Raw genomic sequence first — 23170 nt, 5'->3', positions numbered from 1 at the left:
TAATTCCTAATTTCTAATTATTAATTTATCAGCACACCTTCTCTAAGCGCTTCATCATGACAAACATGAAGACAGCAGCAATGAGGCAGACGGCAAGGAACACACTCCAACAGAGCCAGAGAGGGACAGCACCCCACAGCAAGCCACCAACTACCACAAGCTGGTTACCAATGGCTGTGGCAACGAACCAGCCACCCATCATCATACCTTTGTATTTGGGAGGAGCTACCTTTGACACGAAAGAGATACCCATCGGTGACAACAGTAACTCGCCGAAGGTCAAGATGAGATAAACAGAAATCAGCAGGTCAGGTGTCACATCAGCGACATGCACTGCGACAGGATTGCCATCGGCACCTATCTCCGTCTGAGGCATTGGCAGTCCAAAGGAGCCGAATGCCATCAAGGCGTAGGCGACAGCAGCGACGATCATACCATAGGCTATCTTACGGGGAGCAGAAGGTTCCTTACCCTTGGCAGCCAAAGCACCGAAGATCGCCATAGATACCGGTGTCAGGGCTACCACATAGAAGGGGTTGAACTGTTGGAAGATAGGAGCAGAGACCTTGACAGTTCCTGAAGGGTCGTACTGCAGACAGAGGAAGCAGACGGCAAGAGCTATGACGACAAGGGAGATAATCTTACCCTTGCTGGTTTTCGACTGAAACAGTGAGAAACCGGCATAGACGATGAAGATGATGGCAACGAGGTTCCATACATCGAAACACATCGCCTGAATACCAGAGGCAGACTTTGCCGTGAACTCATCAGCGAAATATGTCAACGACAAACCGTTCTGATGGAAAGCCATCCAGAAGAAGATCACCACAGCAAAGACGAGACACAAGGCAACGATACGTTGTTTCGTCTCCTCCTTTGAGAGTTCCTCTACAGGAGCAGCAGAAGCAGTGGCAGTCTTTTTCCCACCTCCCTCCGTATGACGGAAGGTAGAACGGAAGAGATAATAGATGGCGATAGACAGGATCAGTGACGCACAAGCGACGGCAAAGGAGAAGTGGTAGGCATCATTACTGGAATAGCCCAACGTTGTCTCCGCATATTCCTTAATCTTAATGGCAGCGGTAGGTGCGAATAACGCACCGATATTGATTGCCATATAGAAGATGGAGAAGCCGGCATCACGCTTGTCCTTATATTGCGGATCATTATAAAGATCACCGACCATCACCTGCAGGTTTCCTTTGAAGAGTCCTGTGCCAAAACCTATCAGCAACAAGGCAGCAAGCATGACTATGAGGGCAAAGGTATCGCCTCCCAAGGGAACACTCAGCAACACATAACCTGCGAACATGATGATGATACCCGTGGTCACCATCCGTCCGAAGCCAAACTTGTCGGCGAGCATACCACCGAATAACGGAAAGAAATACACAAACATGAGGAAAGCACTATAGATAGTACCTGCAAGAGCTGGTGACAATCCATAGTTTGCCCTCAGAAATAATGCGAACACTGCAAGCATCGTGTAATAACCGAAGCGTTCTCCCGTATTAGCGAGAGCCAGTGCGAATAAACCTTTTGGCTGTCCTTCAAACATAATTTATTTAATTTTATCGTTTTTAGTCTTGATGATATCGAAGAGGTAAGTCGCCTTGATGACGATCTGTCCGAAATTAGACTTGCCGAAATAGTCACTCTTCGAATTGCCGTAGATATTGCCCAATCCATAGTAATAACGACCCTCCAGCATGAAATGACCCACCTTGGGTACGGAAAACTCAATACCGGCACCACCGGCAATACCATAGTCGAATTTCTTCTCGACAGGCATCGTCTCCTGTGCCACGATATTTGAGCTGCGAGGCTCTGTCGGTTGTATACCTGGTATCAGATTCGTATTCGTCGACTCACTCAGGAAGATACCCATCTGAGGACCTACCTGGAAGAAGCCTTGCAGTCCCTTACGCTCCCTACCCCATCCCAGTCGGGCAAAAAGCGGGATCTGCAGATACGTCATCTTTCGCTCATAATGCAAGGCGACATCATCCCCCTCATAGTACAATGGTTGGTTTTCGAGTCCTTGTATTTTCTCCTTCCAGCCCACCTGTGCGATATTCACCTCGGCGACGATGGAACAGATACTCTTGAAATATCTCTCACAGGTATAACGGAATGTGACACCTGCCGTCATGCCCCCCTGCATGTTCTGCGGGACATCAGGGGTAAAACTGACATTACTTAATATATAACCGCCATTCACACCCACGGCAAAGTCGGTGCGATACTCACCTACCTGTGCCCTCACGAAGAAAGGTATAAAGGCGAAAAGGTAAAACAGTAAAAGTCTTCTCATCTCTTAGAACTTGATCGTTTCTGTTTTGCGTTCCGGCATATAATGTACGAAGAACATGCTACGGTTCTTCAGGCCGCCATTACCTATCCGCTCGAAATGAAGGGGTGTCTGGATGGGGGTATAGCCTACCATTCCCGATCCACCTGTGAAGTTCTTGCCATAGATATGAATACCTTTCAGCAGGAAATACGCATGGTCGAAACCCGTGATGGCAAAACGCGGCAACGCATTGGGCATCATGTCACAATGGAAGTTCCAGCGATACTTCTGCATGATACGTTCTGTGCGTGGAGACGACAGGTCGGTATAGAAGGGAGCAGGAATATAAGTATCAAACTTATAGAAGTTCTCCAACTGATGACGGGTATAGAGCATCCACTCGGTATAGCCGAACACACTGATTCGCAGTTCGGGATGTGCCAGACGCAGACCATTGAGCTTTGCCATAGCGGCATTGAGTTCCTTGGAGCGTCCCGTGTTCAGTATCACCATATTCCGTTTGGTGGGACTGAAAGAACTGTAGAACATGCCATCACTGGAGTTCAGGTTCGTGATTTTATAGGCAATGTTCTTTGCCTCCAACCTACGGCGCAGTCCAAAGGTAAAGATACCCTTCTGACTAGTGGTATCATTACAATCGATGAAAACGGGATGGGTATCACTGAAACGCTCCAAGAAATGGTCGATGACCAGTTCATTCTGTTCCGTGGGGGGCTGATAGACCTGCATGAGATGACGGTTGATCAATATCTCATGACTGTTGATGGAAAAAGGTATGAACACCTTGATATCATGTTGTGTGGCAAAATCGCCCAAAGGTTTCACCATCTTCGAATACAAAGGACCGAAAATCACATCACACTCAGCAGCCTTGGGATCAGCAAGGAAAGTATTGATGTCCGTATCCTCAGCTACGTTCCATGCCCGGATATCGGTGGAGATATTGTTGGCACGCAGACTGTCACACGCCATCAGGATACCACGATAGTACTCTAGCATGCGCTTGCCGTCACCATTGACCTTATGCAAAGGGAGCATAACCCCTATGCGAACCTCACGATTGCGCACATCCACTTCCTCATTCTTGGGTCGGGCGACAGATGAAGGCTGTTGAGCTGATGCTGTCGGTTGCTGAGGAGTGTCTGCCTGTGGCTGGTTCTTCGGCCAGGGAATATTGATATAGTCACCTTTTTTCAACTCATAGCCCGGGGTGTTCATCTCTGGATTAGCGTCGATGAGTTCCTGAATGGTAATACCATACATACGGGAAATACCAAAAATAGTTTCCTTACGCTTCACCTCATGACGCTCTCGTATCCTCGACTGCTGGGCAAGGGCTGTCTCTGTGGTGAGTACCAGCAAGACGGCTAGCGTAATATATCTTATTATTCGCTTCATAATTCCATTTTTAGTCATTTATGGTGCAAAATTACAAAAAAGAAACGAGTTTCCTTTGTTCTGCACTCGATTTTTCGTATTTTTGCAGAATGAAATCAATTTTATATGCTTTTCTGTTGCTTTTAGCCCTTGTGGCAATGCCGACTTTCGCTGTCGCTGGTGGTGATGATGATGACGACGAGCTCACCGACTCTACCGCTGACTCTACCGCATTGCAACCCAGCAAGTTGGAGATGCCTAATGCGTTCTCTCCTAACAATGACGGTCACAATGACAAGTATCAGGCGAAATCCACCTATCAGAATATCGTGGAGTTCAAGGCGATGATCTTTAATCGCTGGGGACAATGCCTCTATGTCTGGACAGACTGGACGGACATCGAGAAAGGATGGGACGGTACCTACAAGGGAAGACCCGTCAAGGACGGTGTCTATTTCGTCCGTGTCAGAGCCAGAGGTGGAGATGGAAAAGAGTATGACATCAAGAAGGATGTCAATCTGCTACGCAGTTTTAACACGGTAACAAACACCAATGAGCAGTGATCAGAAAATCAATGTCTGGGGTGCACGCGTCCACAATCTGAAGAATGTGGATGTGGAGATTCCCCGTCAGTCACTGACCGTCATCACTGGTCTCAGTGGCTCAGGAAAGTCATCCCTTGCCTTCGACACCATCTTCGCCGAGGGACAGCGTCGGTATATCGAGACGTTCTCCGCCTATGCCCGTAACTTCCTGGGAGGCATGGAACGTCCTGACGTAGATAAGATCACCGGTCTCTCACCCGTCATCAGTATTGAGCAGAAGACCACCAACAAGAACCCCCGCTCTACCGTTGGTACCACTACGGAGGTCTATGACTATATGCGACTGCTCTTTGCCCGTGCCGGTAAGGCTTACAGTTATATGACGGGGGAGCCGATGGTGAAATACACGGAAGAGAAAGTCGTCGAGATGGTCATGCATGACTATGCCGGGAAAAAGATTCTCATCCTTGCCCCTGTGGTAAGAAGTCGTAAGGGTCATTACCGTGAGCTTTTCGAGAGTATGCGACGAAAAGGATACCTCCATGTCCGTGTAGATGGAGAGGTACAGGAGATTACCCGTGGCATGAAGGTCGACCGTTACAAGAACCATGACATCGAGGTCGTCATCGACCGTCTCGCCATCGACCCCATCCGTCCTGACGAGCCGTCCACCCCTTCCGACCGTCTCAAGAAGAGTATCAACATCGCCATGAAACAAGGAGAGGGACTCTTGATGATCATGGACTATGAGACAGGTAGCGTGAAGCATTTCTCCAAACGGCTGATGTGTCCCACCACGGGTATCTCGTATAGTGATCCAGCTCCCAATACGTTCTCATTCAACTCCCCACAGGGAGCCTGTCCCCGTTGTAAAGGTTTGGGATATATCAACGAAATCGACTTGGAGAAGGTGATTCCCAACCGTCAACTGAGTATCCATGATGGTGCCGTCGTTCCCTTGGGGAAATACAAGAACCAGATGATCTTCTGGCAGATTGACGCCATCCTTCAAAAATATGAATGTACCATCAAGACACCTGTCAATGACATTCCAGAAGAGGCTTTAAGCGAGATTCTCTATGGTTCTTTAGACACCATCCGCATTGACAAAGAACTGGTACACACCTCCAGCGACTATTTCGTGAGCTTCGACGGAGTCGTGAAATACCTGCGGAATGTCATGGAGAACGACGAGAGTACCAGTGGACAGAAATGGGCTGACCAGTTCCTGGCGGAGTGTGAATGTCCAGAATGTCATGGACAACGGCTTCACCGTGAGGCGCTGTCGTATAAGATTTGGGACAAGAACATCTCAGAACTTGCCTGCATGGACCTTACGGAATTGCGGGAATGGCTGGAAGAAGTGGAAGAGCATATGGACCACCAACAGCAACAGATCGCCTCGGAGATCCTGAAAGAGATACGTACCCGACTCAACTTCCTGTTGGAAGTAGGACTCGACTATCTTGCCCTCAATCGTCAGTCAGCCTCTCTCTCTGGTGGTGAGAGCCAGCGTATCCGTCTTGCCACACAGATTGGTTCACAACTCGTCAACGTGCTGTATATCCTCGATGAGCCCAGTATCGGACTGCATCAGCGGGACAACGACCGACTCATCCGCTCCCTCAAGGAACTGCGTGACCTCGGTAATACCGTCATCGTAGTGGAGCACGACCGTGACATGATGCTCAATGCCGACTATATCGTGGATATCGGTCCTAAGGCTGGACGCAAAGGCGGTGAGGTGGTGTTCCAAGGCACCGTCGATGAGATGATGAAGGCAAACACCATTACGGCACAATATCTGAGTGGTGACCGGAATATCGAGATTCCAACATCCCGGCGCAAGGGCAACGGCAAGAGCTTGTGGCTCCGCGGTTGTCGTGGTAATAACCTGAAGAATATCGATGTGGAGTTCCCTTTGGGTAAACTTGTTCTCGTCACAGGTGTCAGCGGATCGGGTAAGTCTACTCTTATCAACGAGACACTCTACCCCATCCTGTCGAAGCATTTCTATCGTTCTTTGCAGGCTCCGATGCCCTATGACAGCATCGAGGGACTGCAATATATAGATAAGGTGGTGAATGTCGACCAGAGTCCTATCGGACGTACCCCACGCTCTAACCCTGCCACCTATACTGGTGTCTTCTCTGACATCCGCAACTTGTTCGTCCATCTGCCAGAGGCACAGATCCGAGGCTATAAACCCGGACGATTCTCTTTCAACGTGAAAGGAGGGCGTTGCGAGACCTGCGGTGGTAATGGTTATAAAACGATAGAGATGAACTTCCTGCCTGACATCCAGGTACCTTGTGAGGAGTGTCATGGGAAACGCTATAACCGGGAGACCTTAGAGGTGCGCTTCAAGGGCAAGTCTATCGCCGATGTGCTCGATATGACCATCAACCAAGCGGTGGAGTTCTTCGAGAACGTTCCTGATATCCTGCGAAAGATCAAGACGATTCAGGAGGTGGGACTGGGCTATATCAAACTCGGACAGCCCTCTACGACCCTCAGCGGTGGTGAGAGCCAGCGTGTGAAACTCGCTACCGAACTGTCGAAGAAAGACACGGGAAAGACGCTTTACATCCTTGACGAGCCTACCACTGGTCTGCATTTCGAGGATATCCGCATCCTCATGGACGTGCTACAGAAACTCGTGGATCGTGGTAATACTGTCATCATCATCGAGCATAACCTCGATGTCATCAAACTCGCCGACTATATCATCGATATGGGACCAGAGGGTGGACGCAACGGTGGTACCGTCCTCTCGACAGGTACACCAGAGGAAATCGCCAAGAGCAAGAAGGGTTACACCCCCAAGTTCCTGAAAGCGGAACTAAGGCGATAAATGATAAAGATAGCACTTGTTTCAGTAAATTCAGTGAATTTACTTTTATAGCTCAAACTGATAACCGACTGTCAACCATAGGGAATTGGTCTTCCAAGAGTCCTCCACAGCCAGTTCCACGTTGCACATGTTCATCAAACCGATATTATAACGAAGGTCGGCGACGAAGTTCCGATAACAATAGGAGATGCCTGCAGGAATGGATACATTGACACGCTTGAAGTCACTCGTATTAGTCAGGGAGTTAACGTTATCCTTGTATTTCCCACTCACCAGATAGCCCAGTTGCACACCAGCCTTCAAGGCAAGACCTGGCAGGATATTCGGTTCTATATAGAAATTGACGAGGACAGGGATATTGATGAAGTGAAGTGTCTGTGTCACCTTACCCAGATTGTCCACAGTGCCATAAGTATAGCCCTCATTGGAATAGTAGGCACCCACAGAGATACCGATTTGCTGCCATGCGTGATACTCTGCGTCAAGACCTCCCACAAAGCCCCATTTCCGTTTCGCACCGACAGCATGGTCAAGGTCTGTCCATAAATCTTCTACCGACATATTCGATGAGTTGATACCCACACGTGGCGTCAGTGTCCACGAACCAGTCTCCTGTTGTGCCTTCATACCCATGCAAAGGCATAGAAATGTGATGATAGCAATGATCCTATTCATGATTTTCATTTTTTATTATAAACGCATGCAGTTTGGATATTATTGCCACATCTCACAAAAGAATACAAAAAGGGGCACATCCGAAGACGTGCCCCCTCATTATGAAGTAAATAATGTTATAGACTTATTTCATCTATTTCACGAGAAGGATTAGACATGATGATATTCACCATACCCACAATATCCGTGACATTCACGGCACCATCCTCGTTAACATCAGCAGCCTCAAAGTCGAAGGTACTCGTAGGATTCTCCATGATAAAGTTGACGGTAGCCACGATATCCGTCACGTTCACATTGCCGTCACCATTGGCATCACCAGGGATATAACTTGCACCGAAAGTCACTTTGTAGCCATAAAGCAGAACACTGTTCTCACCAACTACAGGAGCACGATCAAGACGTGCAGCACTTCCATTCTCCGTACTCGCATACAGGTAGACATAAGAAGGTTCTTTTACATCAAATGGCACATCAACCGTTCCTCGCTCCATCTTTGTAATCTTTGTTGGAACACTATTTCCTATCTGTACCATCAACACATGCGTCCCGATGGTTTGTACATCGACCGTAACGCTACCCTTACTCTCAGGAATCTCGAAGATGATGCCAGTGTAGTTCTCATGTACGACAGCATCACCCACCTCAGCATCCTGTATCGCATTCATCTGCTCATCCGTTGTCGTAGAGTTCAGCACCAGAGCCTCCTCCGTAGTATCATAGCCGTCACCGTTTGTTGCATCCATATTATAATAGGTGTTGTCAATTACAGTGTTCTCCAAATTCATTTCGCCCGCAATAATCTCTTTGAACGAAGTCTCTTCCGTTTCAGTAATAGGCATAATCTCCACTTTTTCTTCTATCGTCAACTTACCAACGACATAGGTAATCTCATAGTTCTGGGCATCAGCACCACTGACGGTAATCTCGTACTCACCAGGAGCACTGGATGAGGTCGCATTCGTAGAGACGGTGGGCTGCTGCGTCAGGACTTCTGAAGTCTCACCGTTCTTGAAACCCTCATACTCCACCTCAAATGTCGGCAGTTCCTCACCCTGCTTGATGGTGTAGTCCTTTGCCGTAATCGTCAGGGGAGCCTTCGTGATGGTCAGCGTACCATTGACGTATGTGGCGTTGTAGTTCGTCACACTACCCTTTGCGATAACAATCGGATAGGTTCCAATAGGGGAAGTCTTTGTTGCTTCACAGGTAATAGTTGGTGTTCCTTCAAGCGTTGCACCCTCACTGGTAAACTCAAACTTAGGAAAGTCGTCACCATACTCTATCGTATAACTATTCGCCTTGACTATCAAGGCATCGGCATCTACAATCGTCAACTTACCAGCAACATAGGTAATCTCATAGTTCTGGGCATCAGCACCACTGACGGTAATCTCGTACTCACCAGGAGTACTGGATGAGGTCGCATTCGTAGAGACGGTGGGCTGCTGCGTCAGGACTTCTGAAGTCTCACCGTTCTTGAAACCCTCATACTCCACCTCAAATGTCGGCAGTTCCTCACCCTGCTTGATGGTGTAGTCCTTTGCCGTAATCGTCAGGGGAGCCTTGTCAATAGAGAAAGGTATCTCAGGTGTCTTGCCAGACTTGTAATGTCCCTTAGCCGCTATGACAGCGTATAAACGATATTCTCCTGCATTGACTGGGACTGACGGACTATAGTCTTCTTCGCGTACATCTTTGTAATAACAAGTAACGTCACCACTGCTTGTGTTTCCCTGAATAACTGGTGCCACTGGTGTCTCTCCATATATCCAATTACTGATCTCGACGGACGGAGATACAGACAGGCATTCCGTGAATGTCGCAGTCACGTATGCCCCATAACCCTCGACAAGAGTGAAAGTATAGGTTCCCTTACCTGTGTCATCCACATCAACAGGGGTCAACGGCAGACTGCTTGCCACCTTTGGTCCGGAAGCCCTTTGTGACGCTACAGAGCCACCGTCAATGGTCTTTTGGACCACGATATCGTCAACTGTGATGTAATAGTCAGCGGACGGTGTGACGGCCAGGGTCACCGTTGAGCCGTTGACGGCATAACTAATCTGGCCATTACTGGTCTCCTCAATATATATATCTTCCGCAGCCACCGTCATCTGAGCGACAGAGAGCAATGCCGCAACTATAATGCTTTTTAAAATAGAATGTCTCATCATCATCAATCTTTTTACTTGATTGTTACTTTCCTTTTATTTCTCAGATAAACGCCCTTCTTAGAAGGAGCACCATTCAGTTTGCGACCGTTCAGGTCATACCAAGTGTCAGTACTGCCCGGAATATAAGTCGGTTTCCGAACAGATGTCACTTCTCCGTCAATGACTATGTCCAAATACTGACGGGCTTCAGCAGACGTCTTAGCGAGGTATCCTCTGCCGGCAGCCACGGACGTTCCGCTATTAAGGACAAACTCGTCATTGTATAGCACGTATGTGCGGTAAGGTGTCAAACCTGTCGTCTCGGAGATGCCACCCATCAGGAGTGTTGGGATACTGGAAGCCTGTTCATAGTAATCAAGTGTGATAGTAGTTGGCTCCAAAGGCTTACTGTCGAGTCCTACGAGCACCATGCAGTTGGCAGGAATGCCGTCAGGATATTCCTCAAGATAGACATTCTCGTCGTCAACACTTGAGACGGCATAGACCCTGGCGTTACTTCCCTCCGACAACTTACAGGGCATTTCACTGACAAACGTCTGCCACTGCTGACCTGCTGGGAAAGTCAGTTCGATACCCTGTCTTTTGACATGGACATCCTTTGATATGTATACATTGTTAGCATAATCGAACAACTCTGCAGGCAGGTTAAGCCGTAGCCCAAGATAACAGTCTCCTTCCTTTTCATATGTAACTGTTGATACACCTGTGTCCTTGTCATAGCCTAAGCTGAAGTCGTTCAGATAGTCGTATTGCTTGGAAAACCTGCCATTGGTGTTCCAATAGTCATCATAACGTCCTGGGAAAATCTTCTCGATGCACCCAAAGATGCCATAGTCTTCTATCCTCAAGACATCAGTACCTCCTACGTATGTGTTTAGGAATTCCATGTCGTCCTTCCATTTCAGTTCACCGTCATATTCATTGTCGAACTGGCTGAAATAGGTTGCTGGCGATGCCTTGTTGATGAGGATAGAGCCGAGGTCGTAATTGAAGGTGTAGTTCTTGGCTTTTGCCTCTTGGTCTATTACCATCTGGTGATTGCCTGGAAGAGGTATCTCACCATCCGCCAGCCGCCAAGTGGGTTCTTGTGTAATGACGCTTTCGTTGTCATCCCATTGGAATCCACTATAAGAGAACTTGACCTCGTCATGCATATTGAACCAGTTGACAGCCCACCATGTAGCCGTACTTGCATGGACCCATAACTCTGCTGGTTTCACCCTTAAGGTAGGAATATAGTATGCCACATAGCCAGCATCACCTAAATAAGATGCATTCCTTGCTTCCTCAGTATCCAGTCCGATATGGACAAATAGCGTGTCATCTTGTAGTAGATGGTCACCTGCGTCAAGTCTGTCGTTGATGGGTATTACCCAGCTTCCGTCTTTTGTCCGTACCTGATAGACAGCATAGCCTTCTGGTAATTCTGTTGCCGGGAACTGGTCGTAGGCCGTCACGTCTGGTAACAATGGACCGTTAACGTCGCCATAAGTACTCGTCAGCAATGGTCCTGTAGAGAACTGGATTGTGTCTGGTACCACGTTCAGGTAGCCGTAGCACCACCGTAATGAAGAGAACTCTTCCTGTTGTGGGAAGACCAGATGATAGCAGTCGTCGTCGCCTCCTGTGGGGTTGTATACCTGGTTATGCACCAAAGTCTTTATTCTGCCATCATCATCCAACAGCTGATAGTAGTCTGGTGTCGGTGCCGTGTCGAGGACGCTGGGGTTCTCGCCATTCTTGAAGCCAATATACTCGAAGTATTCGGGTTTCCAGGCTTCGCGATAGCGCAGTGTAGTGTCTCGTGCGATTACCTGCAGGTTGGCTTTCTTCACTGTCAGCATTCCCGGTTCTATGATTTCGAAACCGTTATATCCTTTCAGTTTACCTCCGGTGACGCTGATGGGATATGTGCCAGGCTTCGATGTCTTGGTAGCCTCTATGGTGATCGTAGGCATTTCTTCCCATTCCGGTTCCGTGCTGCCTGCTGCAGCATAATGATGCCGTCCGTTGACGTCCAGCGTGTCTGTAGCAGTCTGCTGTGGATTGATAACAATCTGGAAGACGGGGTTGTCGTCGCCATACTCTCTTGAGTAGTTGCCAACAATAATCTGTGCTATGCCCGGGTCAGCGGGTGCTTCTACCGTCATGATACCCTCTTCCACCGTAAAGTCATAGTTCACGGCTTTTATCGCGTTCTTGATAGTGATAGGATAGGTCCCTGCCTTGCTGTCACTGATTGCCTCGCAGACCAGTTCTGGCTTGAACAGCAGCACCTCTTCGGTGTCCCCATTCTTCAGTCCTGTGATGTCGTATGTCAATGCGGGGTTGTCCTCTCCCGTCTCTCTGGTCACGTCACGAGGTTTGATTGTTGCCTTGGCAGGTTTTATCTTCATAATATTGCCACGATAATCACTAATAGGAATATTACCCTCGCCGCCACTGACATACACTTCGTAGACACCTGCCGGCGAATCGGCATTAGCCGTGCATTCTATCGTCGGCGGTGTCGTCCACTCGAAAGTCTTCCCAGGGCAGCCTCCACTCACCCTGATTTCCGGCACCACGGTTTCACCATACTCACATTCCGACGGCAGCACGGAAACGATGACTTGGTTGTCTACAACAGGAATGCTGAATACCCCTTTTAAATTAAACCCATCATCAACGGTTTTCTGATTTCCGTATTCGTCTGTAGCCACAACATACAGATCCACATCCGGGTCATTCACATCGAAGTCTGTCGGTATGGACACTGGTATAGCTCCATAAGCCGTCGCATAGGGGTTGATGGAGATAGGGATATCGTCAGACAGTTTAGTATTTGCCGCCAACACTTCGCCATCATGGTTTTTCTCAGAATATACAGCTATAGTACCGTTGAAGACATAGCTTGGTGAGTTATTCTTAATACAGTATTTCAGGTCGGTTGTCGCACCTCGCACCAGGACGTTGTCGTCGACTTTAAAATCATATATCTCGCCGGCAACATGCATACGATATTGTGAGTCATGTGTTAGCTTGTATTCATCTATACCGACACTGTCTAATGCCATTACCGGGATGAACTCGTTGTCGCCAAGAAGGGGATATACATGTTCAAGCACCTTGAAGTAGAGCTTCATATAACATTTACCCATAGGGCGAGGAACGTTGCACGAAGCATTCCAAAACACTCCCCTTGCGGACTTTTCATCTTTAGAACCATAACTCTGTACTCTCGTAATATAGAGAAGCTTTTTATCGGCATCATATATCTCTGTGATGGTGGAGTCGACTGGAGGAGGAGTGATGTATCGTCCCAACTCGTCTTCGAAACTGAAACTAAAGTGGACATCGGGCGTTTCCCATTCATCATAACCGTTAATGGAATACCAAATATCGTTTTTGTAATTGACAACCAATGAGTCAGTATAATCGCTATAATAGCTATCGAAACTGCCAAACCTGAAGTTAGGGAACTGCTCGTAATGCTTTGTCTCCACCGTGTCCGCATAGAAACGGTAGGCTCCGCCTCTGAAATAGCGATCTTGATCCAGATATCCAAGGCCTTTAGCTATACCCTTTTCAGAATCGCCAAGATACACCGCGTGGGCTTTGTCTTTATAGACACCTTCCTCTTCACTGCCAGAATGAGCACGGGCCATTAGTTCATAGACACCTGGCTTGAACCACAGCAGATGCTCGTCCAAACCTTGATACTCGGCATGCAAGTACAGTTGGTCGCCAGGCTTCTTGCTTTCAAACTTATTCGTGTAAGTATAAGTCTCCTTGGGAGCAAGAACCTTCTCCACCATCTGCAAGGTGTCTGTAGCAGGGTGGTACTGGGTGTCAGTACCGGGGAAATTGGTGAAGAGCAGGGCAATTCTCTTGGATTTACTGCTCGGATTATGCACCGTCACGTTATAACCACTTTGGCATTTCGGATAAAGATAATGCTTAAACCCACTGGCAATGCCTTCGGGATGACCACCCCATTCAACATTGTTGATGTCCCACGGTCTGTCGTCATCAGCTGTCCACCAGAATTTCGTGATATAGGGAGCGGCTATTTCCTCGGCTGCTTCTTTGTCAAGAACCTTGTAGCCTTCCCAGACGTTTAAACCAGCGGAAAAAGAAAAGTCCATAAATTTGTTCTCTGTCAGCAGTTCAAAGGTCTGTTCCCCATCCTTTCTAATATATATCTTACCCTCGGCACGTGGGAAATAAGTGCCGGGAGGCAGATTGTCGATGGTCACATCAAATTCAGGCTGGTTCATTCCTCCTCTTGTCGACACATATACATCTTCCAAAACTGTAGAGAAAACTGTCTTCTGGTCTTCATGGCGTATCATCTCAAATTTGACGTCGCCATGGAACGGGATTCCTTGTTCATCGTTTTCAAGCTTAAACCACATCTTGACGTTTTGGCAATTGCTCAGGGTATGTGTAGTGACAGGTTGGAAACTGCCGTTGACGAGAATAGTATCCGTTTCGTAGGCGAAGGGGTTCTCCTCAGGGTCTAAAGAGACGCTGGTCATTTGTCCAACACCATACTTCATGCTGAAAACTCCCTTGGGTGCAACCTTGATGGTGAGTGGCTCCGCGAGGACGGGTGTGTCGGAAAGAGAACTCGGATACTTGTTTGGCAGCTGCCACTTACCCTCGGCGAGATAGACCATGGCGAGCTGACAGGTGATGTCTTCAGAAGTATTGTTTTCAGGCACATAGAAGGTGGTCTTAATACCTTTCAGGTCTTTCCGCATAGTTATGTAATCGGTGTACTCTTCGCCAACATCATTGGTCCCCTTTCCGGTAAGCACCCCGTAATCCACATATGTGTCAATCGGAACACTTTTGCTAATGATACGGCTTATTTTCGAACCGTCCATAATCGCCAGGCCAACGCTGTCAACGCCATACTCTACGTTAGTGACTGTAAACTTGCTCTCAAAGGTCTGCTGCGAACCTGGAACCAGAGTCTCTGTTATGTCACAGTCAAGTTCCTTCTGATATTCCCTGACCACGGGGTGTACCTTGTCGGCTGGAGGAGCGAAACCAATATAAGTGATAATAAAATTGTTTTCATCTTCCAAATAGCCCACGTCGTTGCTTACGTACATCTTGAACCATCCATCGCTTTTGCCAGCCCATCCCCAATTGACATGGAAACTGCCGTCATTGGCATAGCCGTCAAGAACAAAGGCATGATTTCCAAGCCGACCAGGAGCACCAGCAAAGACGGGCCTGCCATTGTCAAGTTCCTTGCAGAGGATTTGTCGTCCCTCTTCTTCGTAGTGTGCGGCATTCGCTATCAGATAAAAATAGGCAAAGGGGTCATAGCCCAGTATCTCATAATAAAACTCAATCAAACTAGGCAAACCTGCCAGAGATGCTGTCCCGCTTTTAGAATATGTGCCCGTAGAAATGTCAAGGAAGAAAGAACCGATTTTCTCTGCCTCTGTGGTGGATATGGTACCAAGACTGCCATAACTATCTTTGAAGGAAGAGTAATCATATATAGAAGTATGGCCGTCGACAGGAATAGTTGCTAAAGGGAAGTTGCCTCCTCTGTAATAAGGAATAGAGGTAGGCGATTCTTTCTTTATAGTTTTTGGATACCGATAGTAGTTAATGATTTGTGCCAACGCCGTATTCGTACAACCCGCAGGCAGCCCATGTACCTTAGAGTTGTATGGATACCCCTGTCCCCACGTGGTGCTCAGCAGCTTATCCACCACGATACTTCCAGCCTCGGGGGCTCTCCTGGTGGCCCCTTTGTTTCCTGAAGTTCGGAGCGACGCTATCTGCTTAGCATACCTGTTCAGCATAAACTGCAGGCCATCGGGTATGTCGTCTGGGTCGAAAGAGCCTGAGAAACTATAGCCGATAACGGGGTCGGCAGCATCGTCGGCAGAGATGATGACGAACCCAGAATTGTCGTCAGCGTTATACACATAGAAGCACGGTGACACTGGTGACTCATTACTTCCTGATGCCCTTCTGGTATGAACATTCACTGTCTCTGACGAACCAGGCATTGCGCCAACATACACCAACTTAAGCGATGTAGCTGTTACAGCAGATGCTCGACGTGTACCCTGCACCGTACGATGGCTGTTAAAGAACTGTTGTGCCTTACTCAAAGCCTGCTGCTCTGTGACTTCACCTGCTTTCACCAATAACCCAGTGGCAAGCATTGTTAATAGTAATACCAAATTCCTCATCATTTTACTTTTCCTAAGAATGTTATAGTTCATTTTCAACCACAGCAGAAGCGCGGGACTGCTTTTGCCAGTTCCGAGATGAAGGTCCTAAGAAAACCTGAATAAAGAAAATGGAGTACACCCCCACGCCTATACGTGGAAGCCGTTCTGCCCTCCTGCTTTATTCAGCCTTGCTTTGAAAATTTCCTAGGTTTTCATCTCGCTAGTTGGGAGCATAACGCTTCTTCTGCTGGAGTAAGTCCTTCCCACTCCGATTGCAAATATAGTAAATATTTCTAAAACTCCAAAGAATTTTCAAAAAAAGAATAAATGTTTATGCACCAAGAAAGCCAAGAATGCTGCATTCCCTACGTAGAAAAAACAATAACAATAAAAAAGGAGTACATCCGAAGATGTACCCCTCCATAGGAAATTTATTTAAATATAATGCTTTTACTTTAATTAGAAGTTGTAGTACAGACCGAAGTCAACAGAAGCCAGATTCAGACCTAAGTCAACAGACTGTACAGACTTGGCATTCTTAGCCTTAGCAGAAGACCATCCGAAGTTACCTACGTGAGCTACAAAGCTGATCTTCTCGTTCAGATTAACAGCAACACCTGGCTTGAAGCTGATACCAAAGCCGTTAGCGCTATCATCCTCAACCTTGACATAGTTGTACTCGAAACCACCATCAACGAAGAAGTTTACCTTGTCAAGCTTTACGAAAGTGTAACGAGCGTAAGGATTTACAACAAACTCATTGCTCTTTGCATCGTCAACCTTATTATAAGCATAACCAATCTTCATACCTACAGCCCACTTCTCATTCAGATTGTAACCCAGCTCAGGCGTAATCACGAACGTGTTAGACTTAACGTCTGTGTTCTTGTCCTTAGTGTAGTTGTAACCTACGGTACCACCAACATACCACTGAGCGTTCATGGTTGTTGCCATAGCAACGGCAACGAGAGTCATCAAAATCTTTTTCATAATCTTTTACCTTTCTTTAATTAATAATTATCCTAATGTTTTTTGCATTCTTTTTGAATTGCGGTGCAAAGTTAAGGACTTTTATGATTTGTTGTTCTGTTATCGCGCACAAAAGAGCAAAAAAGGGGCTTTTCGATGACCTAAATCAAGAAAAGGACAAAAAAAGAGCATCCGAAGATGCTCCTTTTCTATCTGAAATTTATTGAATATCACATGGCTGAGCTGGCAAACAACCAGTCGTAGATGCAAGAGCAGACACCGAAGAGCACGATACCTGCCGTGCAGATAGCAAGAGCAAGACGCGTACTACTTTCTGTCTTGAAGGTAGGCAACGGATTCTCAGATGGTTTGATGTACATTGCCTTCACTATCAACAGATAGTAGTAGAGTGACACTACTGTGTTAATCAAGGCGATAAACACTACGAAATATGCCCAGAACGAGCCCTGTTCTGCAGCCGCCATGAACACGAAAAACTTCGAGAACATACCTGCGAACGGTGGGATACCAGCCAGTGAGAACAAGGCGAGTGTCATCAGGAACGACAGTTTGGGGTTCGTCTGATAGAGTCCGTTATAACTATGCATCATCGTCGTACCACCATTATTCTGCTCTACTGTAGAGATGACGGTGAACACAGCCATATTGGCAACAACGTACACCAAGATGTAATACATCAGTGCTGCCATACCAGCCTGACTGCTTCCGATAACAGCAAGCATGATATATCCTGCCTGAGAGATAGAACTGAATGCCATAAACCGTTTCAACTCTTTCTGACGAATGGCAAAGAGGTTGGCAACCGTGATACTGAGAACGACAACGATATAGAGCATATACTCCCAATAAGCCGTCAAGGGTGCGAATACCTTCATCAGGATCGTCATCAGCGCAAAGGCTGCCGCACCTTTTGATACCACGCTCAGATAACCCGTCACAGGTGTCGGAGCACCCTGATAGGTGTCGGCAGTCCAGAAATGGAAAGGTACCAGCGAGAGCTTGAAGCCCAGTCCACTGAAGAAGAACACCAGACCCATAATGAGCATGGGTACCTGACTTTTATGCTGTGCGAAAGAAGCAATGCGCTGCGTCACATCATCGAAATAGAGCGTACCCACAGAGCCGTAAATAAACGAGATACCATACAGCATCACAGCACTGGAGAATGTAGCGGTGATAATATACTTGGCGGCACCCTCAGCAGAATCTTTCTTCAGTTTGTTGAGAGCTACCAGACATGCCATCGGCACACTCGCCATCTCCAATCCGAGGAAGAACATGAGGAAATTACCACTTGACACCATAAAGAACATACCCAAAAGTGTGGAGAGTACCAGCAAATAGAACTCACCGTCGTACCGCTTTGCCTCATTCTTCAGCCAAGGCTCTGCCATAATCAGTACGATCACTGTTCCGACACTCAGGATAATCTTCATGACATTGGATGCCAGAGAGGCAACATACATGCCACCAAAAGCCTGTGAGGGTTCTGACAGTAATGCGATGCGCACAGGCAACACTACCATCAGTGCTACTGTCACTGAAAAAAGGATATCATGCTTCTTCTCACTATGGTGTACAATGAAGTCAATCACAAAAACCGCTAACAAAATGATAACGAGATAAAACTCAGGAATCATATTTAGGAATTGTCCGTAATTCATATCTTATACCCTCCTTTTTAAATAATGTTAGCCAAAATAGGACCTACCGCATCAGAGATGACGTTACTTGCCCACAAGGGGAACAGACCAAGACCTGCCACACAAGCGATGAGACAGATAACAGCAACGCGCTCATCCCATGTGGCATCCGTCAACTCCAGATAATGCTTGTTCTTTACCTCACCATACAGGATCTTACCTACCACACGGAGGATATAGACGGCTGTCACGACAATGGATGTACAAGCAATGATGGTAGCGACACGATGGAACTGGTCGGGATTCTCGAAAGAACCCACGAAGATGGTCATCTCAGCAATGAAACCAGAGAAGCCCGGCAGACCGAGGTTGGCAAGACCTGCCACTACATAACCCACAGCAAGGAATGGCATGATCTTCATCAGACCGTCCAAGTAACGGATGTCACGGGTATGGGTTCGTCCATAGATCATACCGATGAGGGCGAAGAAGAGTGCCGTCATCAGACCGTGAGAGAGCATCTGCAGGATAGCACCCGTGCAGGATGTCTTGGTCATCATCAACAGGGCGAAGAGTACTAAGCCACAGTGTGACACAGACGAGTAAGCATTGATATATTTCAGGTCGGTCTGTACACAAGCGGAGAAAGCACCATATACGACAGAAATAGTCGTCAAGATCAAGAAAATCCATGCCAGTTCGTTGGCGGCATCCGGCAACAGGTACATGGCAACGCGGAAACAGCCGTAGCCTCCAAGTTTCATCAACACGCCAGCATGCAGCATAGACACTGCCGTAGGTGCCGAGGCATGACCATCAGGTGACCATGTATGGAAGGGGAACAAGGCTCCCAAAACACCGAATCCGATAAAGATGAAGGGGAAGAACACCTTCTGTGTCTCCACAGGGATATTGTGCATGGCAGCTATCTCATTGACATTCATCGTCGTAGCACCACTGTAATAGTAGATACCCAGGATACCGAGAATCAAGAGGGCAGAACCTCCCATCAGCATCAGGGTCAACTTCATTGCGGCATACTCCTTGTTACCACTACCCCACACACCAATCAACAGATACATCGGAATCAAAGCCACCTCATAGAACATGAACATCGTGAACATGTCCGTGCAGATGAAGAAACCATAAACACCCGTTGAAAGGAGCGTGAACCACAGGAAATACTCCTTCGTCATCGGCTTCAACTGCCAAGAGGCGAATGTTCCTGTGAACACGATGATACTTGACAACAACAGCATCACGACAGAGATACCGTCAACACCTACCGAGTAGGCGATGTTCAGTGGTTTGAACCACGGTGTGGATGCTGCCAGCAACATCACGTCAGTATTACCTGCCGCACGCTGCTGGATAAAATAGATGGTCAGCCATATAGACAGGGCGAGTAAGCACGACGCACCAGCCACCATCACGCCACGCACCTGATTAAGATTCTTCGCCAACCAAAGGCAAAGCAGCATCAGTGCCGGGATTAACACAAATAAACTTAATATATTCATTGTTGTTATCTTCTTTATTTAATATAGTTCCTATAGTGTCTATAGTACCTATAGTATTATAGTGCCAATAGTATTAATGTTAATGCAACAGTGCCTGTCAGGAACCATACGGCATACTGACGAACATCACCACTCTGCCAAGGACGCAACGACTCACCTGCCTCATTAGCTCCCCATGCCATAAAGTTGAAGGTGCCGTCAACGACATGACGGTCGAACCAAGCAACAGGCTTGGAGATACAACGGAAGATAATACGGTGAGTGACATACTGCCAGATCTCATCCTGATAGAAACGCTTATAGGCTGCCTGATGCAGACGCGGGAACTGTTTATACAGACGGTCGGCAATCGGCTGGCTCTCTCCTTTATAGATATAGGTGGCAAGACAGATACTCAGAATCGCGATAACGGTAGAGGTCAATGCGATCTGTGTATCGAAATGAATGGTATAGTTGGTTCCTGCGGCAGATACAAACTGACCGAAAGAGCCGCCCCACCCTGCGAAACCTGCGATAGTAGTATAAATACCTACTCCCATCGTAATTACACAAAGCACAATCAGAGGAATAGTCATCGTAGCAGGAGCCTCATGAGGTGTATGATGCGCATGTGCCTCCTTGTTCTCCGTACCCCAGAATATACCGTAGTACAGGCGGAACATATAGAAAGCCGTCATAGCTGCAATACCCGTCATGATCCATCCTACGACAGGACTATAGGCGAAACACGCTGTGATAATCTCATCCTTCGAACTAAAGCCAGAGAAGAAAGGAATACCTGCGATAGCGAAACAAGAGATCAAGAACGTGATATTCGTTATCGGCATATACTTACGCAAGCCACCCATCATCGCCATCTCATTAGAATGAACTGCGTGGATAATACATCCCGCGCCCAAGAACAGACAAGCCTTGAACATGGCATGGGTGAACAAATGGAACATACCTGCCATGAAACCTAATTGTGCATGGTTGTCAAGGACAGCCTCATGACCAGGAAGAGAAACACCCAGTGCCACCATCATAAAAGCAATCTGCGAGATGGTGGAGAAAGCAAGTACACGCTTGATATCACTCTGGGCACAAGCAACAGCAGCGGCATAGAAGGCGGTGAAGACACCGACCCATACCACAATACTCATTTGAGGCTGTGCATACTCCACCCACAAAGGGAACATACGGGCAATCTGGAACACACCAGCGACCACCATCGTGGCAGCATGGATCAATGCAGATACAGGAGTTGGACCCTCCATGGCATCAGGCAACCAGATATGCAACGGGAACATCGCACTCTTACCGGCACCACCGATGAACATCAGTACCAGAGCGGTAGGCAGGATAAACGCTCCTGCTGCCATTGCCTTCGCAGCATTACCCTCGATAAACGGTGTAGTGCCTTGTCCCATCACGATATCTCCAGCAAAGGAGAAACTGAATGAGTCTGTATAGTAACCGAAGAGCAGGATACCAATAAGGAAGAACATATCAGCGAAACGAGTCACGATGAATGCCTTCTTAGAAGCGGCAATAGCTGGCTTCAAAGGATAGTAGAAACCAATCAGCAAGTAAGATGACACACCTACCAACTCCCAGAACGTATACATCTGGAAGATATTCGTGGCAAGTACGAGTCCGAGCATAGACATCGTGAACAGCGAGAGGAAGGCGTAGTAACGCTGGAAACCCTTCTCACCATGCATATAGCCGAAAGAGTAAATATGTACCATGAACGACACCGTGCTGATGACGATAAGCATCATCACTGAGATAGGATCCAACAGGATACCCATGTCAAAATGCAGGTTACCCAAAGGCAGCCAGGTGAAGTTGTAGGGAACGATGGTAGCAAAGGTACCATTAGCAAGACGGTCCGCACTAAAATAAGCGAATGCCGTCATATAAGACAATACCGTTACCAGTCCCAAAGATGTAGTACCTATAAGACCAGCGGTCTTATGTGACATCTTCATACCAGCCAACGCAAGTATCACAAACGAAAGCGCTGGCAGCAGAAGGATTAGAAATGAATAACTATATATCTCCATAACCATTTACCATTTCATATTCTTAATACTGTCAACAGTATCGCTCTTGAAATTGCGATATACATTGATGATAATTGCAATAGCCACAGCACACTCTGCCGCACAAACTCCAATGGCAAACAATGTCATAAACATTCCTTCCATAGAGCCAGGATAGAGCAGGCGGTTGAATGCTGCGAAATTAATATCGACGGCATTAAGTACCAACTCTACAGAGATGAGCATAGCAACCAAGTTCCGACGGGTAATAAATCCAAAAACGCCGATAAAGAACAATAGTGCACTCAGCACAAAATAATATTCTACAGGTACCATTATTTGTTCTCCTCCTTTCTTGCAATAACCAAGCCACCGATAATACAGGCAAGCAGGAATAAAGAGATAAACTCAAAAGGAAGGATGTACTGATACTTATCCGCTCCCACAAGAGCCATACCAATCTTTTTCATCGGCACCTCCTCATCAGGCATTGCCATGGCTGTATACATAAATTGATTCTTCAATAACACCAAGATGACAACGGCGCAGCCTATCACACTCAATAAACCGCCCCAAAGGACACGGCTGAGTTTGATACGTTCTATAGTACCCTGAAGCGAACGCTTGCTCACCAACTGGATGGCAAAGACGAAAATCATCGTCACACCGCCAGCATAGACAGCCACCTGGGCAGCACCTAAAAACGTATAGTCAAGCAGGAAGTAAAGACCTGCCACACCTAAGAGCACGAACAACATGAATGTTGCGGCTCGCATGATTCTCGTTGTCATCACACACATCAGGGCAGAGCCGATAATGACAACAGCAAGAATGCCAAACATGATTAAATTTGCCATAGT

14 protein-coding genes are annotated in these 23170 nt (G+C 47.2%); 2 read left to right on the top strand and 12 right to left on the bottom strand.

Annotation, left to right across the window (positions count from 1 at the left end; genetic code table 11):
- Positions 1-28: 28 nt before the first annotated feature.
- The 3 genes from BM257_RS02750 to BM257_RS02740 are packed head-to-tail and all read right to left on the bottom strand — an operon-like array spanning position 29 to position 3712.
- A complete protein-coding gene (locus tag BM257_RS02750) occupies positions 29-1558 on the bottom strand; it encodes a peptide MFS transporter (RefSeq protein WP_092068014.1) in 1530 nt (509 codons plus the stop codon).
- Positions 1559-1561: 3 nt separating this feature from the next.
- Positions 1562-2314, bottom strand: a complete 753-nt coding sequence (locus tag BM257_RS02745; RefSeq protein WP_092068012.1) for a porin family protein — start codon at positions 2312-2314, stop codon at positions 1562-1564.
- 3 nt (positions 2315-2317) lie between these two features.
- Positions 2318-3712 carry a LysM peptidoglycan-binding domain-containing protein gene (locus BM257_RS02740; RefSeq protein ID WP_177215989.1) on the bottom strand — a complete coding sequence of 465 codons (1395 nt, stop codon included), beginning with the start codon at positions 3710-3712 and terminating at the stop codon, positions 2318-2320.
- Between the two features lie 89 nt (positions 3713-3801).
- Here BM257_RS02740 and BM257_RS02735 point away from each other — a divergent pair, with 89 nt between their 5' ends.
- Complete coding sequence (locus tag BM257_RS02735) at positions 3802-4254, top strand: T9SS type B sorting domain-containing protein (RefSeq protein WP_255405465.1); 453 nt, start codon at positions 3802-3804, stop codon at positions 4252-4254.
- Complete coding sequence (gene uvrA, locus BM257_RS02730; protein ID WP_092068008.1) at positions 4244-7090, top strand: excinuclease ABC subunit UvrA; 2847 nt, start codon at positions 4244-4246, stop codon at positions 7088-7090. The genes BM257_RS02735 and uvrA overlap by 11 nt, the downstream gene beginning before the upstream one ends.
- 45 nt (positions 7091-7135) lie before the next feature.
- Here uvrA and BM257_RS02725 read toward each other — a convergent pair whose 3' ends face one another.
- From BM257_RS02725 to BM257_RS02685, 9 genes are all read right to left on the bottom strand, one after another.
- On the bottom strand, positions 7136-7765 hold the full coding sequence (locus BM257_RS02725; RefSeq protein ID WP_177215988.1) for a porin family protein: 630 nt from the start codon (positions 7763-7765) through the stop codon (positions 7136-7138).
- A gap of 116 nt (positions 7766-7881) precedes the next feature.
- Positions 7882-9945 (bottom strand): MBG domain-containing protein, encoded by a 2064-nt coding sequence (locus BM257_RS02720; RefSeq protein ID WP_143096723.1) that lies wholly within the window; start codon positions 9943-9945, stop codon positions 7882-7884.
- 8 nt (positions 9946-9953) lie between these two features.
- A complete protein-coding gene (locus BM257_RS02715) occupies positions 9954-16151 on the bottom strand; it encodes a C10 family peptidase (RefSeq protein WP_177215987.1) in 6198 nt (2065 codons plus the stop codon).
- A 438-nt stretch (positions 16152-16589) separates the two neighbouring features.
- Positions 16590-17120, bottom strand: coding sequence for an outer membrane beta-barrel protein (locus BM257_RS02710; RefSeq protein ID WP_092068000.1), 531 nt, complete (start codon positions 17118-17120; stop codon positions 16590-16592).
- Between the two features lie 209 nt (positions 17121-17329).
- Complete coding sequence (locus tag BM257_RS02705) at positions 17330-18784, bottom strand: NADH-quinone oxidoreductase subunit N (RefSeq protein WP_092067998.1); 1455 nt, start codon at positions 18782-18784, stop codon at positions 17330-17332.
- 17 nt (positions 18785-18801) lie between these two features.
- Positions 18802-20283 (bottom strand): complex I subunit 4 family protein, encoded by a 1482-nt coding sequence (locus BM257_RS02700; RefSeq protein ID WP_092067996.1) that lies wholly within the window; start codon positions 20281-20283, stop codon positions 18802-18804.
- Positions 20284-20339: 56 nt separating this feature from the next.
- The gene (gene nuoL / locus BM257_RS02695) at positions 20340-22331 is read right to left on the bottom strand and encodes an NADH-quinone oxidoreductase subunit L (protein ID WP_092068440.1); all 1992 of its coding nucleotides are present in this window, start codon (positions 22329-22331) and stop codon (positions 20340-20342) included.
- A gap of 6 nt (positions 22332-22337) precedes the next feature.
- Complete coding sequence (nuoK, locus tag BM257_RS02690; protein ID WP_092067994.1) at positions 22338-22646, bottom strand: NADH-quinone oxidoreductase subunit NuoK; 309 nt, start codon at positions 22644-22646, stop codon at positions 22338-22340.
- Positions 22646-23167 carry an NADH-quinone oxidoreductase subunit J family protein gene (locus BM257_RS02685; protein WP_092067992.1) on the bottom strand — a complete coding sequence of 174 codons (522 nt, stop codon included), beginning with the start codon at positions 23165-23167 and terminating at the stop codon, positions 22646-22648. Before BM257_RS02685 ends, nuoK begins: the two co-directional genes overlap by 1 nt.
- Between the last annotated feature and the right edge of the window lie 3 nt (positions 23168-23170).

Source organism: Prevotella sp. tf2-5, from assembly GCF_900115435.1.
GTDB lineage: Bacteria > Bacteroidota > Bacteroidia > Bacteroidales > Bacteroidaceae > Prevotella.
Note: the sequence above shows the minus strand (reverse complement) of the source record. Positions and strands in the feature narration are given on the sequence as shown.

What these genes read in the sequence shown, in the direction of transcription:
- BM257_RS02750 (WP_092068014.1), bottom strand. Translation starts at nt 1,558, where the DNA reads ATGTTTGAAGGACAGCCAAAAGGTTTATTCGCACTGGCTCTCGCTAAT.
- BM257_RS02745 (WP_092068012.1), bottom strand. Translation starts at nt 2,314, where the DNA reads ATGAGAAGACTTTTACTGTTTTACCTTTTCGCCTTTATACCTTTCTTC.
- BM257_RS02740 (WP_177215989.1), bottom strand. Translation starts at nt 3,712, where the DNA reads ATGAAGCGAATAATAAGATATATTACGCTAGCCGTCTTGCTGGTACTC.
- BM257_RS02735 (WP_255405465.1), top strand. Translation starts at nt 3,802, where the DNA reads ATGAAATCAATTTTATATGCTTTTCTGTTGCTTTTAGCCCTTGTGGCA.
- uvrA (WP_092068008.1), top strand. Translation starts at nt 4,244, where the DNA reads ATGAGCAGTGATCAGAAAATCAATGTCTGGGGTGCACGCGTCCACAAT.
- BM257_RS02725 (WP_177215988.1), bottom strand. Translation starts at nt 7,765, where the DNA reads ATGAATAGGATCATTGCTATCATCACATTTCTATGCCTTTGCATGGGT.
- BM257_RS02720 (WP_143096723.1), bottom strand. Translation starts at nt 9,945, where the DNA reads ATGATGATGAGACATTCTATTTTAAAAAGCATTATAGTTGCGGCATTG.
- BM257_RS02715 (WP_177215987.1), bottom strand. Translation starts at nt 16,151, where the DNA reads ATGATGAGGAATTTGGTATTACTATTAACAATGCTTGCCACTGGGTTA.
- BM257_RS02710 (WP_092068000.1), bottom strand. Translation starts at nt 17,120, where the DNA reads ATGAAAAAGATTTTGATGACTCTCGTTGCCGTTGCTATGGCAACAACC.
- BM257_RS02705 (WP_092067998.1), bottom strand. Translation starts at nt 18,784, where the DNA reads ATGAATTACGGACAATTCCTAAATATGATTCCTGAGTTTTATCTCGTT.
- BM257_RS02700 (WP_092067996.1), bottom strand. Translation starts at nt 20,283, where the DNA reads ATGAATATATTAAGTTTATTTGTGTTAATCCCGGCACTGATGCTGCTT.
- nuoL (WP_092068440.1), bottom strand. Translation starts at nt 22,331, where the DNA reads ATGGAGATATATAGTTATTCATTTCTAATCCTTCTGCTGCCAGCGCTT.
- nuoK (WP_092067994.1), bottom strand. Translation starts at nt 22,646, where the DNA reads ATGGTACCTGTAGAATATTATTTTGTGCTGAGTGCACTATTGTTCTTT.
- BM257_RS02685 (WP_092067992.1), bottom strand. Translation starts at nt 23,167, where the DNA reads ATGGCAAATTTAATCATGTTTGGCATTCTTGCTGTTGTCATTATCGGC.